The organism is Flavobacterium sp. JAS (assembly GCF_020991455.1).
GTDB lineage: Bacteria > Bacteroidota > Bacteroidia > Flavobacteriales > Flavobacteriaceae > Flavobacterium.
Genome location: NZ_JAJMOX010000003.1, coordinates 391,604 through 408,046, shown reverse-complemented (window position 1 = coordinate 408,046; position 16,443 = coordinate 391,604). Strand labels below are relative to the sequence as shown.

Annotated in this window: 9 protein-coding genes; all 9 read right to left on the bottom strand. The window is 33.0% G+C overall.

Features of this window, described 5'->3' with window-relative positions:
- Positions 1-11: 11 nt before the first annotated feature.
- Entirely contained in the window at positions 12-797 is a 786-nt protein-coding gene (locus LPB88_RS05790) for a glycerophosphodiester phosphodiesterase family protein (protein ID WP_230713413.1), read from the bottom strand.
- 132 nt (positions 798-929) lie between these two features.
- On the bottom strand, positions 930-3,230 hold the full coding sequence (gene bglX / locus LPB88_RS05785; RefSeq protein ID WP_230713411.1) for a beta-glucosidase BglX: 2,301 nt from the start codon (positions 3,228-3,230) through the stop codon (positions 930-932).
- Positions 3,231-3,241: 11 nt separating this feature from the next.
- Positions 3,242-3,955: a prolyl oligopeptidase family serine peptidase gene (locus LPB88_RS05780; RefSeq protein ID WP_230713409.1), complete on the bottom strand. Its 714-nt coding sequence runs from the start codon at positions 3,953-3,955 to the stop codon at positions 3,242-3,244.
- An 11-nt stretch (positions 3,956-3,966) separates the two neighbouring features.
- Positions 3,967-5,337 (bottom strand): glucoamylase family protein, encoded by a 1,371-nt coding sequence (locus tag LPB88_RS05775; protein ID WP_230713407.1) that lies wholly within the window; start codon positions 5,335-5,337, stop codon positions 3,967-3,969.
- A gap of 74 nt (positions 5,338-5,411) precedes the next feature.
- Complete coding sequence (locus LPB88_RS05770; protein ID WP_230713405.1) at positions 5,412-6,875, bottom strand: RagB/SusD family nutrient uptake outer membrane protein; 1,464 nt, start codon at positions 6,873-6,875, stop codon at positions 5,412-5,414.
- A 4-nt stretch (positions 6,876-6,879) separates the two neighbouring features.
- Positions 6,880-9,879 (bottom strand): SusC/RagA family TonB-linked outer membrane protein, encoded by a 3,000-nt coding sequence (locus LPB88_RS05765; protein WP_230713403.1) that lies wholly within the window; start codon positions 9,877-9,879, stop codon positions 6,880-6,882.
- 243 nt (positions 9,880-10,122) lie between these two features.
- On the bottom strand, positions 10,123-12,867 hold the full coding sequence (locus tag LPB88_RS05760; protein ID WP_230713401.1) for a histidine kinase: 2,745 nt from the start codon (positions 12,865-12,867) through the stop codon (positions 10,123-10,125).
- Between the two features lie 103 nt (positions 12,868-12,970).
- On the bottom strand, positions 12,971-14,155 hold the full coding sequence (locus LPB88_RS05755) for an acetate/propionate family kinase (RefSeq protein ID WP_230713399.1): 1,185 nt from the start codon (positions 14,153-14,155) through the stop codon (positions 12,971-12,973).
- Between the two features lie 149 nt (positions 14,156-14,304).
- On the bottom strand, positions 14,305-16,398 hold the full coding sequence (gene pta, locus LPB88_RS05750; protein ID WP_230713397.1) for a phosphate acetyltransferase: 2,094 nt from the start codon (positions 16,396-16,398) through the stop codon (positions 14,305-14,307).
- Between the last annotated feature and the right edge of the window lie 45 nt (positions 16,399-16,443).

Sequence of the window (16,443 nt, the reverse complement as noted above, 5' to 3'; positions counted from 1 at the left end):
ATACTACAGCGTTATTTTCTCTTCATTAATCTTTCAGCAAGTAATTCAGGTTCATTAGTAGTTATATAATCAAAATTATTTCCAATAATCCAATCCATAACATCAGCATCATTAACTGTCCAGACATTTAAAATAATGTTGTTGTCTTTCGCTTCTTTTATCCACTCAGGGTGTTTTTGAAAAACCGAATAATGATAATCAACACCAGAAATATTATCCTTTTTTACTTCTGCTGGAGATTTATTTCCTTCCAGATATTGCAATGAAGCTTTTGGATCAATTTGTTGGATCTGTTTTAGAATTTCGTAGTCAAAACTTATGTAAGCCGTTATTTTATCTGCGTTGAGTTTTTTGATCATTTCAACGGTTTTTATGGCAGTTTGTTTTCCTCTTTCTTTACTTATTTCCGAAGGTTTTATTTCACAGACCAAAAGTGTGTGTTTGTTATTTCTTTTGCCTTCCGTAATATATTCGTGTAAAGTTGGAAGCTTCTCTCCGTTCGAAAGTTTAAACTTTATCAGGTCTTGGTAATTTGTTTCTTCAATTAGCAACTTATTATAATGTGCATCGTGATTGATTACAAGAGAATCATCGGCTGTTCTCCAAACGTCAAATTCTGAACCAACAAGTTTCATATCAATTGCATGTCTAAGAGAAGCAATTGAATTTTCTGGTAAGTTATTTTTTTTCCAAGCTCCTCGATGTGCTACAATACCATTTTTTTTTACACTGCAAGAAGAGAAAACAACCATCATTAGCATTAAAACAAATGCACTTGAAATTTTAATTGTATTCATTATATAGAAATTAAATTTATATTTTTCTAAAAGTCCAGAGTAACGATTTTACCTACAAACTACTGGCCAAAAAGCGAAAAAAAAGCCCTCCGTTAACCAATTACGAAGGGCTAATTAAAATAAACAAACCAACTATTTAGTTAATTCAAAACTAACTTTCTTGTCTGCATTTGAATTTCCTCCAACGAAAACATCAAACTGTCCAGGTTCTGCTACGAATTGTAAATCAGAATTATAAAATTTTAAATCTTCAACTGTGATATCAAATGACACAGTTTGTTTTTCATCTTTTTTAAGTGCTATTTTTTGGAAATTTTTCAATTCTCTAACTGGTCTTGTTACTGAACCTACTAAATCTCTAATGTATAATTGAACGGTTTCTTTTCCGTCATAATTTCCTGTGTTTGCAACATCAACAGTCACTTTTAATTTTCCGTTGAAATTCATTTTATCCGATGAAATTTTCACATTTGAATATTCAAAAGAAGTATAACTTAATCCGAAACCAAATGGGAATAATGGCTCGTTTCTTTCGTCGATATAGTTAGATCTGAATTTTTCGAATTTACCTTCTGTGTTAGAAAGTGGTCTTCCTGTGTTTTTGTGTGCGTAATAAATTGGTAATTGTCCAACACTTCTTGGGAAAGTTGAAGTCAATTTTCCTGAAGGATTTACATCTCCAAATAAAACATCGGCAATAGCATAACCTGCTTCACTACCTGCGAACCAAACATTTAAAATAGCAGGAACAGTTTCGTTCTCTTCTTTAATTACTAACGGACGACCGTCGAATAATACTAAAACAACTGGTTTTCCTGTTTTTAATAAAGCATTTAATAAATCTTTTTGAGCTTGTGGAATTTCTAAATTCGTACGGCTGCTAGATTCTCCACTCATTTCAGCAGATTCTCCAAGTGCGGCAACAATTACATCTGATTGATTCGCTACTTTTAATGCTTCTGCTAATAATTCTTCTTTAGAACGTCCATCGCGGTGTAAGGTTTTACCAAACATTGTTGCGTTAGTTTCAAAAGTTTCATCGTAATCTAAGTTACTTCCTTTAGCATATAATACTTTTGTAGAAGATCCCGCTACTTCTTTGATTCCTGCTAATAATGAAATAGCATTTTCCATTTTTGTAGCTACACTCCAGGTTCCCGGCATGTTTTCTTTAGCATCAGCCAATGGTCCAATTAAAGCAATTGTTCCTGATTTTTTAAGAGGCAATACTTGATTTTGATTTTTTAACAAAACCAATGATTGCGCAGATATTGATCTTGCTTCTTTTCTGCTGCTTGCTGTAAAAATCTCTGTTTTTGCTCTGTTTACATCACAATATTTATATGGATCACTAAATAATCCTAAATCGTATTTTGCTTCTAAAATAAGTTTAACAGCATTGTCAATTGTCTCGATTGTTACTTTTTTCTCGTCTAAAGATTTTTTCAAAGTACCTAAGAAACCTTCACCAACCATATCCATTTCTACACCAGCATTTAATGATAAAGCCGAAACTGCTTGTAAATCACCCATTCCGTGTTCGATCATTTCAGGGATTCCAGTAAAATCTGTTACTACGAAACCTTTAAAGCCCCATTGTTTTCTTAAAACATCGGTCATTAACCATTTGTTTCCTGTTGCAGGAATTCCGTCAATTTCATTGAAAGAAGCCATTACAGAACCTACTCCTGCATCAACAGCAGCTTTATAAGGAGGGAAATAATCATTAAACATTCTGATATGACTCATGTCAACCGTATTGTAATCACGCCCAGCTTCTGGTGCACCATATAAAGCGAAGTGTTTAACACACGCCATGATAGAATTATTCTTAGAAAGATCGTGCTGTTGGTAACCATTTACCATTGCTTTTGCAATTTGGCTTCCTAAATACGGGTCTTCTCCTGAACCTTCAGAAACTCTTCCCCAACGAGGGTCACGAGAAATATCTACCATTGGAGAGAATGTCCAGTTGATCCCATCAGCACTTGCTTCCTGAGCAGCGATTTGTGCACTTCTTTCGATTAAACCCATATCCCAAGTACAAGATAATCCTAACGGAATTGGGAATGTTGTTTCGTAACCATGAATTACATCCATACCAAAAAGCAACGGAATTTTCAAGCGGCTCTGCTCAACAGCAATCTTTTGTACTTCTTTAATTTTCTGAACAGATTTAATATTGAATAAACCTCCAACCTTACCTTCAGCAATATTTTTAGCCACATTAGAGCTATTTGCTTGTCCTGTAGTAATATCTCCAGAAGTTGGTAAATTAAGCTGCCCTAATTTTTCATCTAACGTCATTTTCGACATCAACTCCGCTACAAACTCTGATTTTGGTTTAATTTTTACTGTATTTTTAGTGGTCCTTTTTTGAGCGTAACCCAAAACAGCACATCCTAAAAAAAGTAAGACTAATTTGTTTTTCATTCTATTAATATTTATTTGTTCGTATTCGTTTTTATCTGTTTAAACATCCAGTTATAAATCTCCGGATTGTCATAAACTCGTGACCAACTATCGTGACCTGCATCATCAAAAATGGTCAATTGAACATCTTTGGCATTGCATTTTTTTAATTCTTTGTAAATGGTAATTGCATAATCTACCTTTACCACATCGTCTAATAATCCGTGAAAAATCCTGGTTGGAATAGTAGCAATTTTACAAGCACTTTCTAATTCTATCAAATCAACAAAACCCGAAATTGGCACTATCGCGGCAAATTTATCCGGATATGAAAGCGCTAAATTCCATGCTGCCCAACCTCCGGAACTTAAACCTGTAACATATATTCTGTTGGAATCTATTTTATTCTCTTTTTGAATTTTTAAAATCAATTCATTAATCGATTCAATATCCCAATTTTCATCTTCTTTGCATTGTGGAGCCAAAACGTAAGCGTCTAATTGATGCGTTTTTAAATATTTTAAAGGTCCATTAATTTTTACTTTTTCAATGTCAGTACCTTTCTCTCCATCACCCGAAATAAAAACTATTAATGGCTTATTTTCTTTTGTATTGGCAGGTTTGTGTAAAGCGTAACCTAATTCATGCTTTACCATTACTACTGTTTTTATTGTTCCGGTTGTTTCGCTTTGTGCAAAACTCAACATAGAAAATAGTACTGTAATTAATGTGAATTTATATTTCATATTAAATGCCATTAAAACCCGTATTTTCCAGATTTGAAACCAAGTTTAACTAATCCTTGTTTAACTTCAGGGGCATTCATAAATAGCTTCCATAATAAACCAGTTCGGTAATTTTCGATCATAACTACTTCCGGTCCCTGATCAATTGCTAAATAGCGTTTTGCTACCCAGTTATTATTCTGTAAGCTTAAAGCATCGTAAAAACCTGCTTCTCCCCAAGTTTCTTTTTTATGGTTTTCGTATAAATTACGAATTACTGCCATTGACTCTTTTGGCGTATATACAATCGAACTTATTGCAGCAGTTGGTGACATAACGCCCTGATCGTTGCTTGGCATGTGCGCATTGTAACCGATTGATCCATCAGGATTTCTGGAATAGGACGCTGTCAATCCCCAATAATCAGCACTGTAACCTTTTTTAGGATTTTGAATACAATACTCATAATTGATTTTCGTCTGATTTACATTCAAATCCCAATAATTAGCGTACTTATCACTTAACTGATTTGGATCAAGTCCTACATAAGAATAATGCGCCCAAAATAAAGGCCCTCCAAATTCTTTAGCGCCATTATGACTTAAAATTAAAGGAATATTGTATTTTGTGTTAGAAGAAACTATCTCACCTTTTCTTGCCCATCCTTCGTGATACGCTTTTGCATCGATTGCATGTGTTGGCGAAGATGCTCCCAATACATAAGTAATTAAACATTCGTTGTATCCTTCAAGTGCAAAATTCATTTGCCAATCGTAGGTTGGCGACCAATGCCAATACAATACATTTTTGTTGTTAGTATACCATTGCCAGTCAACACCTTTCCAAAGTGCATCATATTTTTGAGCAACTGCTTTTTCATTTACAGAACCGTCTTTTAGATATTCGCGAACAGTAATCATTCCTGCAACCAAAAATGAGGTTTCGACTAAATCTCCTCCATTATCCTTGGTTCCAAAAGGCTTTACTTTTCCGGTATTTCCGTCTATCCAATGTGACCATGCTCCGTGAAAACGATCTGCTTTGCCTAAAAAATCTGCAATTTTGTTTAGTCTTTCAACCCCTTGTGCTTTTGTAATATATCCTTGAGACATTCCGGAAACGATTGCCATTAATCCAAAACCAGAACCTCCGGTTGTAACAATATTAGCATCATTTTCAGGGTAATTCCCATCAGGATGAAAACGCTCTCTGGCTAATCCTGAATTTGGTTCAGCATATTCCCAGAAATACTTAAAAGTTTGTTTTTGAACTACTCCTAAAAGTTGCTCATCTGTAAGTTTCGCAGTAGAAATATTTTCTGTAACACTACTTTTTGATTTATCGGCATTTTTTCCACAACCAAAAAAAGTAAAAACTAGTAATAAAACTGAAATTCTAACCATTATAAAAAATTTAAAAAACAATTAATAAAATCACTCCTTTCTAAGTTTTGAAAGGAGTGATTTTGAAATTTTAATTAGTAACCTCCAGGGTTTTGTTGTGAAAGACCATTGGCTTCTCTTAAGAATGAAGTTGGAATAGGCCATAATTCATGTTTTCCAACAACAAAAGTTTTACCATCTGCTGCCATAGCCGCTTCAGCTTGTCCTGTTCTAACAAGATCAAACCATCTGTCGTGCTCAAAAGCAAATTCTAATCTTCTTTCTTTCCAGATTGCTTTTCTAATATCTGATTGAGAAGTAAAAGGAGTATCTCCTAAACCTGCTCTTTTACGAATTTGATTTACTAAAGGAATTGCATCTGAAGTTTGTCCTAATTCATTTAAAGCTTCAGCTTTCATTAATATAACTTCGGCATATCTTAAATATCTAAGATTTGTATCTGTAAATTCCTGATTGTAAAAAGATGATGAATATGCTTTATAATTGTATCTTGGATTTGCTACAGTTGATGGTATTTCTCTACCATCATATAAAACTGAACCTCTGAATATAATGGTCGCATTTTTTCTAACATCGCCTGCTTCATAAGCATTTGCTAATCCTTCAGTTGGAGTATTGAATCCCCAACCCCATCCTCCGGCACCACGCGGTGCTTGAGAAACAGAGTAATTTCCAATTCCAAATCCAGGGCTTGAAGTAGAACCTACTCCGTTAATTTCGAAAATAGATTCAGAACCAAATTCTCCTTCTTTTTTAAACTGTAAAGAATAATCAGAAACTAAAGAATACCCTGTTACTTTATCACAATTGTCAATTACTTTTTGCCAATTTTTTAGGTATAAATTTACTTTTGCTAATAAAGCATACGCTGATCCTTTAGAAGCTCTGACAACATCTGCCCCTGTATAAGTTGATTTTAAAGGCAAAGCTTCGATAGCATCATTTAGATCTTGCTCTATAAAAGCATAAACTTCTGCTACTGATTTACGTGTCAATTGCATTTTTCTATCTTCATCAGATATTGGAACTGTAGCTAAATGATCTATAATAGGAACTCCTCCATATCCTTTTACTAAAGTAAAATACATAAAAGCTCTCAAAAACTTCGTTTCACCTACTAATCTCGCTTTTAAACTAGGTGTTGCCTTATCTAATTTAGGAAACATTGCCAATGCTTGATTACACCTGTTTATCCCTGCATAATTAGCCTCCCAGGTAGATTGAAATGATGGAGTTGAAGCATTATAAGTTAAAGCATCAACAATATCTTTATCCCCACCAGTATCTCCCGGATCAGAACCTTTATCAGCATCATCAGTGATAATACTTGAAACTGCGTTCCATCCAAAAGAGGACATTTCCCAGCCTAAAAATTGATTGTAAATTGCAGTTACAAAACCTGAAGCTCCAGCATCACTATTCACCAAAGCAGGATCTGCCGGAATAGCTTCTGTTGGCTCTACATCCAAAAAATCATCTGAACATCCGGATAATAATAACCCAGAAAGTACAAACATTGATATATATAATCTTTTCATAATATTAAAATTTTAAATTTGCACCAATAACAAATGATCTCAATGATGGGTAAGCATCTAACTCAACCCCTTGAGTACCTTCAACTAACTTACCATCAGACACTACATCTGGTGAAAATCCAGAGAATTTTTGTGTAATAAATGGGTTAATTGCATTTACATAAATTCGGCAAAAACTAATAAACTGATCTTCTTTAAGTGGAAGTTTATATCCTAAAGTAATGTTATTGATTCTAAAAAAGTCTGCAGACTCCAAGTAATAAGTTGAAGCGAAAGGAACTAAATTAGAAGGTGCAGGATTAGAAGCTGTAGTATTAGTTGGTGTCCAGAAATCACGTGCTGTCGAAGCTTCTATGTTTTCACCTCCAAAACGTTGTGCTTTTTTTCCGTTATATACTTTTGCACCTCCGGTTCCGTAACCGTCTAGAGAAAAATCAATGTTTTTATAGTTTAGTCCTAAACTAACTCCATAATTAGAAGTTGGTAAAAGAGAACCTACGTATTTTTTGTCTTTAAGTTCATCTAATCCTGATTGACCTACTTTAGAGCCATCTGCTTTGTAGTACAACATTTGACCATTTGTTGGGTCAACTCCTGCGTACTCATACATAAAAAAGCTGCCTAAAGGTTGTCCTACTGAAGTATTATCAAGAATTTTGGTATTTTGACCATTTCCTAAACTTCCTCCAATAATCGGATTTAACTGAACATTTTTAAGGCTTGTAAGTTCATTTTTATTATGAGAAAAATTTCCTCCTACCCAATAGCTTAAATTTTCGTTTATTTTATCATCCCAACGTAAAGAAATTTCATAACCTTTGTTAGATACTTCTCCAACGTGTGCAGGTGTAGCTACCGTAATTCCTGAAGTCGAATATGGCTTAACATTCAAAATTGTATTTGTTGTATTTTTATCATACAAATCAAAAGATCCTTTTAATCTGCTGTTCAATACTTCAAAATCAAAACCTCCTGAAAGTTCTTCAACAATCTCCCAAGATAAATTAGGATCAACCTGAGAATTTATTGTCGTACCAGAACCTAAACCTGAATAATCTAATCCAGAAGTTAATAGCTGTGTATTAAGTGGTACATTTTGATTTCCTAATCTACCCCAAGAACCTCTAATTTTTAATAAATTGATTGGTTCTACATTACTTAAGAAACTTTCTTTAGATACAACCCAGCCTAAGCCAACTGATGGAAATGTTCCCCAACGTTTGTCTTCAGCAAATTGAGATGATCCATCACGTCTTACAGTACCTGTAACCAAATATCTGTCTAACAATTTATATTGAAAACGTGCAAAATAAGATGCAAGTCTTCTTTGGTTCAAAGCTTCATCTTTTAAACCTGTAACAGTGCCCGCAACATTAACATCTTTTAAAGACCAGTAATTCGAGTTTGAATTTACATTCTTTCTGTCAATAGTTAACTTTTCTCTGGTTCCTTGTACATTCGCCTCAATACCCGCTGTAACTTCAACATCATGAATATCAGCAAAAACTTTATTATAAGTCAGGTAGTTAGATAAATTCCAGTTAAAGTATTGATCTCTGTTTCTTGTCAAAGTGTTTATATTCAAATCTGAAGGGTACTTTGATGCTACACGAGTAGGATCTGCAGCTAACCAAAGAGCTTGATTATCTACATAATTATACTGTTTGTAAGTAAAAAATTCTCCGTTGAATTGTGAAGTGAATTTTAAAGATTTGATAATATCATAATCTAATTTTAATCCACCTTGCAACATAACTGTTTGTTGCTGTTCATTTGTATAATCCAATTGAGCTACAGGATTTCCAACATTGTTAAATGATGCTCCAGTTTCAGCTACAACTCCATTAGAAACAAATGGCACACCATATTTCCCGTCAGCGTAACGTACAGGAACTAGTGGAGATTGTCTGTAAGCATTAGTAAATGCACTCAAAGGCATTGGTGTATTCTTAATAGTACTTACACTTAAATTTTGTGTTATTTTAACTTTTTCTGAAAGTTTAAACTCATTATTGTTTCTGATCGTTGTACGTCCATAATCAGATCCGTTCAAAATTCCTTTTTCTTCATAATTTCCAACACTAAAAAAGTATTTTACATTTTCTGAAGATCCTGAGATTGCAATATTATTTTGAGTATAAGTTCCCGTTCTTGTAATCTCATCTAACCAATCTGTATTATATGGCTGATTTGCAGAGAATCTGCCTTGTGGAAAATCATTGCTGAAAGCAGCATTGCTATAGCGAACATACTCGTCACTATTTGCCATTTTAACTTTTTTCAAAGGGCTTCTAATACCTGCAAAACTTTCAACATCTACAGTAAGTTTTCCTTTTCCAGCTTTGGTTGTAATCATAATTACACCATTTGCACCTCTTGTTCCATAAATAGCTAAAGAAGAAGCATCTTTCAAAATCTCGTAAGATGTAATATCATTAGTATTAATGTTATTGATATTCTCAGTAGGCATACCGTCTACAACATATAAAGGATTTCTTCCTCCTAATGCAGTACCAGCTCCCCTGATCACAACTGAAGGCGTGCTTCCAGGTGCATCTGAAGTAGATACCTGAACCCCGGCAGCCTTACCTTGTATAGCTTGAGAGGCATTTAACACTTTCATTTTTGTAATTTCTTCAGATTTAATTGAGCTTACAGCTGAAGTATTATCAATTTTCTTTCTGGTACCGTATCCAATGACAACTACTTCTTTTAAAGCAGTATCTTCTGCTTCTTTTAATGTAACAGTCATACCAGATGTTGCTGCCATAGAAATAGCATCAAAACCTAACATCGAGATTTTTAAAATCTCACCCTCTTTGGCGTTTATTGTAAAATTACCGTCGAAATCAGCATCAGCAGATGTTCGGGATTGCGGAGCGCTAATAACTGCTCCGGGAACTCCCATTCCACTACTGTCTACTACTTTTCCTTTAATTGCTTGTCCTGACATATAAGCCGGAAGAAGCAAGAGTGCTAAAAAGCTAAAAATAAAATTTTTCATACAGTTTGTAATCGTTTAAGTTAGTTCGACCAAATTAAACAATTACAACGTTGTAGTACATCAAAACCACTACAACATAGCTACATCATTATGTTAAATTCAGAACATAAACAACTACAAATCAACATAATAAATGTTAATTTTAGATTATTAACATTTCTTTATGATGTACTAATGATGTATTACAATACCGTAAAAAAAGCGGTTAAAAAATAAAAAATAACCAATATACAGCAGTACAAATTAGATATTAAGTAAAAATTTTGACAGATTATCTTCTTGAAGGAGGTTTAACTTCTTTCTTAAGCGATAACGATGTAGCTCTACACCTCTAAAGGAGATGTTCATCATAGGCGCAATTTCCTTTGAAGAAAGGTTCATTTTAAGATAAACACACAACTTTATATCTTTTGGAGTAAGATTTGGAAATTTCTTGGAAAGATTAATGATAAACTCGTTATGAATTTGATTCAGGTTTGTTTCAAAAATTTCCCATTCGTGTTTATTGACTTCGTTAATCTTAATTGCTTTTTTAATTTCGCTTTTAAGCTTACTAAAATCTTTCTCTGAATCTAAAATGCTTTGGATATTTTCGATCATTTCACTTTGCTTAGCAATAGACAATGACTTTCCGGCAACTTCAGATGATTTTGTCTGTAATTCCAGTTCCAGAATGTGTTTTTCATATTCCTGAACATTCAATTCGTTTTCAGCTTTCAATTCCATTTCCAGAATTTCTCTTTGATGTTTTAATTCTTCTGCCTGCAATTTTAATTTTTGCATATAGCGAAGTTTATTCCATTTGTAGTAGAAAAATAAAACTACTCCTATTACCAACAAATACAATAAAATCATCCAAATTGAAAAATACCAGGGTTCGGCAACTTTAAAATCAAAATTTGCTACTTTTTCATAACTGGCTCCATTATGATTAAAAATAGCGATCGAATGAAAACCACTGCTTAAATTATTCAAAACAATTAATCCATCTTTTACCGAGATAAAATCTTTACTATTATTCAGTTTATAGAACAAATTAGGCTTACTTGCACCGTAAATTCCAGAAATTACATTAATTTTTAGTTCTGTATTGAATTTGATTTTAGAATCATTTACTACTAAATTCTCATCATTAAACGCTTCTATTTTAACATCTGAGTTTTGTTTGTTCTCGTACTTTAATTGAAGTGAAATAAAGCCATCATCAAGATTTAGCAAATAATGATTCTGAGTTTTAAAAATTCTAAGATTATCGTTGATTAGTTTTCCTTTATAATACTTCTCCTGAATAATATTCCACAGGAATTTATTTTCATCAGCATAAATATGGTACAAAATCCCGTTTTGCAGTACCATAAAATGATCTTCATCAATAGATACTACATCTGTAATGTTTTTGAAATTAGAATTAAATAATTCATTTTTTTCCAATTTACCACTTAGCGAATTATAGGTATACCATGAATTATTGATTAGAAAAAGAATTTCACTTCTAAATTCAAAAATTTTAACTCCAAAATCATTTTTTATTTTACTTTGCTGCGTAACGTTTTCTACTTTCTTTGTTTTGTAATTATCGTCATATAGAACACGATACAATCCGCGATAATTATCTGCTGCCCAAATTTCATTCTTTTTATTTTGGGCCACATATTTTATGGGTTTTGAAAGATTCTCAATAATTTTGCTCTGAGTTAGATCCGAAGTATTGTCATACAATAAAACTCCGTCATAAGTAGACTGAAAGTAAGTATTATTAATACTGCTTTTTGACAAATTCCATCCGCCACTTTTATTATTTATTTTGACCAAAGAGCCGTTGTCATAAGAGAACGTTCCATCGTTATGACCAATGATATATTTGTCATTAATTTTTGTAATATTCCAGGCTTGTCCCTGAGTATTGGGCAGCATATTAAATTTACCTGAATAAAACTCATAAATACCGTGATTCGACGCAATCAAATATCCTTTATTTATCGTTGCAACGGAATATACCGAACCCAAAATCCCTGAATTATCATAGAAAAATGATATTGGAGAATTTACTTCTACATGAGCAATACCGTTGTCTAATCCTAACCATAAGTCATTTTCTTTATCAAAACCAATACTTAAAACAGAGTTGTTCATCAGTACATTATTTCGATCGATATTCTTATAAGTATTTGTATTGAAATCATAAATAAAAACCCCTCTGTTACCAGATCCAACAACCAATTTATTGTTTTTAATAAATTTTGCAATATTAATTGTAGCTGCCTTAAAGGTTTCATTTAAAGAATTATCCCAAGGCTTTAAACTTCCATTTTCTAGAATAAAAATTCCTTTTTTCTGAGTAAATACATAGGTTTTGTTTTGGTATTTTTCAATGGCATGAACTACAGTCTTTTTTAATACATCCCATCCTTTTGGATTTGCAATTCGCGAGCCGTTCATCTTAAAAATACCTTTTTCTACAGAAGCAACATAAAGATTATTGTCTACGACAAAACAGTAAGAAATTAAAAATGGAAATTTTATTTTTTTGATATGTTTACCATCATAAATAAAAACATCGTTAAAAGATTGAAAATATAAGGAACCATTGAATCTAAAAATTTTCCAGATTTCTTCGTTGTCTTTTTCATCAAATAATCGCAGATTTTTGGTAATTGATACATAATGCATTTTACCCTCTTTTCTGTACCAATACCCGAATTCTTTATAAGAACCAGAATATATCTTATCTCCTTCAATTAAAATTGATCTGATAATAGTTTTATTAGGCAAAGAATATTTTTCCCAAAGAACACCATCATATCGCAGTAAATAATGATTATTGGCAAAATACATGGCGTTATCTTTTCCCTGAACGACATTCCAAATTTGGTTATCGCCCTGGTAATCTGATTTATTATAATTTTCTACAAAAGGAAGTAATTCTTGTGCTTGAATTTGAAAAGCAATGAAAAAGAAGAAGAATGTTTTTAGAAGTATCGATTTCAAAGTATGATATTTTATATTCAAAGATAATGACAAATATTTAATTTTTATATGTAAAAAAAGCTCCTCTACTGAGAAGCTTTTTTAATTTTTATAATGTCAATTCTTAATTATGAAGTAAATGATAAACCTGATTTGCAATTTCATATTCCTCATCTGTTGGAATTACCAATACTTTCGTTTTTGAATTTGGCAAATTAATTTCTCTGATTTCTTTTGAACGAATTTGATTTTTTTCCTGATCCAATTCAATACCAAAATAATCCATATCCGTACAAATCAATTTACGCATGTGCGAAGAGTTTTCTCCAATTCCGGCAGTAAAAACAATAGCATCCAAGCCATTTAAAGCTGCTGTATAAGAACCAATTGTTTTTTTGATTCTATAAGCATTCATAAATAAAGCCAACTGACAATCTTTATTTCCTTTTTCAGCTTCCGATTCTATATCGCGTAAATCACTGTAACCTGTAAGGCCAAGCATACCACTTTGTTTCAATAAAATTGAATTTACCTCATCTGGTGTATATCCTAAATTTTTAATCATATAAAAAACTACGGACTGATCAATATCACCACATCTTGTACCCATTATTAAGCCATTTGACGGCGAAAAACCCATTGTGGTATCAATACATTTTCCGTTTTTAATTGCGGCCATACTGCAGCCATTTCCTAAATGAATAGTGATTATTCTGGAATTGCTTTCTAAATTCTCAATTGCTTTTTCAGAAACATATTTATGACTCGTTCCGTGAAAACCGTAAACGCGCACTTTATTTTCTGTCAAAAGATAATTTGGAATTGCATATTTATAAGCAACCTCTGACATTGTTTGATGAAATGCAGTATCAAAAACGGCAATTTGCTCTGCTGAACTAAAGATCTCCTCAGCAACATTAATTCCTTCTAAATTAGCAGGATTATGCAATGGCGCTAGCTCAAAAAGCTGTTTGATTTTTGCTTTTACTTTTTCGTCAATTTTTACAGTATCGCTAAAATCACTTCCGCCATGCACGACGCGATGGCCAACTGCCCCAATTTCTGAAGTCGATTTAATAACTCCTTTTTCAGCGTCCAAAAGCATACTGGCTACTTTTTGTAAACCTACTTTATGATTTGAAATTGGTAATGTTTCTTCTATTGTATTTGAAGAGGTTTTGAATGATACATTTGAAGTTTCTAAACCAATTCTGTCAATCATACCGGTACAAATTACTTCGTTTGCCGGCATAACCATTAATTGATATTTTATTGATGAACTTCCTGAGTTTATAATTAATATTTTCATTTTTTTAAGTTGCTAAGGCGCTAAGTTTCTAAGTTACTGACCTTTTTTAGAAGCTATTTTTTTATTTTTAATTTATATAGAACATGAATTAAACGCGGATTAAAGTATTTTTTTATTGAATTTTAAACTTATAACTCAAAATTCATAACTTATAATCCCTGTGCCTGAATCGCTGTAATTACTACTGTGTTTATAATATCGTCCACGGTACAACCGCGGCTTAAATCGTTTACAGGCTTGTTTAAACCTTGTAACATTGGTCCTATGGCCAAAGCTCCGGTTTCTCTCTGAACGGCTTTATAAGTATTGTTTCCTGTATTTAAATCAGGGAAAATAAGCACACTCGCCTGCCCTGCTACTTCAGAATCCGGCATTTTGCTTTTTCCAACAGCGCGATCTACAGCAGCGTCGTACTGAATTGGTCCTTCGATTTTTAAGTCCGGGCGTTTTTGTTTTACAATTTCAGTCGCTGTTCTTACTTTATCAACCTCATCTCCTTTTCCTGATGCTCCTGATGAGTAAGAAAGCATGGCAATTTTAGGCTCGATTCCAAAAGCTGAACTTGATTCTGCTGATGAAATTGCAATTTCAGCCAATTGTTCTGCTGTCGGATTTGGATTAATAGCACAATCACCAAAAACAGAAACTCTATCTTCTAAACACATAAAAAATACGGACGAAACTACAGATGAATTTGGTTTGGTTTTAATGAATTGCAGCGCTGGTAAAATTGTGTGTTGCGTCGTGTGGGCAGCACCAGAAACCATTCCGTCAGCATGTCCTTTATAAACCATCATGGTTCCGAAATACGAAACATCTTCCATTAAATCTCTTGCCATTGTTATGCTTACATTTTTGGCTTTTCGAAGCTCATAATAAGTATTGGCATAATCCTCATAAAATTCAGACTCTATAGGATTGATGATATTTATTTTTGAGAAATCTAATGTAATTCCTAATTCTGCAATCTTGCTTTCGATTTGTTTTTTATCTCCAATAATTGAAATATCAACCACATCCATATCTAATAACCTGGAAGCTGCGATGATAATTCGTTCATCATTTCCTTCCGGTAAAACAATATGTTTGCGATGTTGTTTCGCTCGTTTTACCATATTGTACTGGAACATTTTTGGTGTCATTCCTTCAGGTACAAAAGTGATTAATCTTTCGGATAGCGCTTCAACTTTCACATACTTCTCGAAAGTACTAATCGATGTCTCAATTTTATGGGTATTATTAGCATAAATTTCCGATTTAATCGAACCTATTTTATTGGTAATATTATAAGTTCCACCTTCTACAGAAATAATTGGAACAATTGCTGAAAGCCCTTCAATAAGTTTCAAAATACTTTCCTCCGGAATGATATTCCCCGTTAAAATGATTCCGGAAATAGTTGGATAATTAACCGATTCATTTGCCTGTAATGCGCCCAAAATAATGTCTGAACGATCTCCAGGTGTAATCACCAAAGCATTGTCATGTAAGTGCAACAAGTAATTATGCAATTGCATCGCTCCTACGCTAAAATGACCAATTTCATTGTTTAGATAATTACTTCCAAACAATACTTTTGCATCAAGCTGATTCACAATTTCCTGCATTGTTGGATTATTCAGACTCGAAATTAGCGGAATCGTATTAATCAAAACATTACTTGGTAAGCTTTTTTGCAATCCTTGTGTTACCAGATCTATATTTTCTAACTGAACTTTGTTTGCAATGACAGAAAGTACTTCAACCTCTTTTACTTTAAACGAATCATAAACCAGATAAAGACTGTCTACTAATTCTTCTAGTGTTCTGTCTACTCCTGAACCAATAATTATGGTTGGGATTCCAAGGTTTTTGGCGATTAAAACATTCAGATCCAATTCAATTGAAGTTCCTTCGCCTGTAAAGCTGGTTCCTTCTACCAAAACAAAATCAAAACGTTCTTCGAGTTTTTTATATTTTTCAATAATTAAGTCTAAAACCTCTCCTATTTTACCTTTATTTTTCTTCTTGATCAATTTGCTTTTAGTAATTGCAAACGCATCTTCAAACTTAATATCAAGATTAAAATGCGACAAAACGGTTTCAATATGATTGTCTACTTCTCCATCGACAAAATCCTCCACAATAGGTCTAAAATAACCAACCTTGGCCGTTTTACCAATCAAAATACTCATCAAACCAAGTGTAACAATTGATTTTCCGCTATTTTGGTCGCTTGTTGCTATATATATCGCTTTACTCATAAATTTATATTTAAAATCTACTAATTCTTAATTGTATAATAAACG

Coding starts and splice junctions, on each gene's coding strand:
- LPB88_RS05790 (WP_230713413.1), bottom strand. CDS start 797: ATGAATACAATTAAAATTTCAAGTGCATTTGTTTTAATGCTAATGATG.
- bglX (WP_230713411.1), bottom strand. CDS start 3,230: ATGAAAAACAAATTAGTCTTACTTTTTTTAGGATGTGCTGTTTTGGGT.
- LPB88_RS05780 (WP_230713409.1), bottom strand. CDS start 3,955: ATGAAATATAAATTCACATTAATTACAGTACTATTTTCTATGTTGAGT.
- LPB88_RS05775 (WP_230713407.1), bottom strand. CDS start 5,337: ATGGTTAGAATTTCAGTTTTATTACTAGTTTTTACTTTTTTTGGTTGT.
- LPB88_RS05770 (WP_230713405.1), bottom strand. CDS start 6,875: ATGAAAAGATTATATATATCAATGTTTGTACTTTCTGGGTTATTATTA.
- LPB88_RS05765 (WP_230713403.1), bottom strand. CDS start 9,879: ATGAAAAATTTTATTTTTAGCTTTTTAGCACTCTTGCTTCTTCCGGCT.
- LPB88_RS05755 (WP_230713399.1), bottom strand. CDS start 14,155: ATGAAAATATTAATTATAAACTCAGGAAGTTCATCAATAAAATATCAA.
- pta (WP_230713397.1), bottom strand. CDS start 16,398: ATGAGTAAAGCGATATATATAGCAACAAGCGACCAAAATAGCGGAAAA.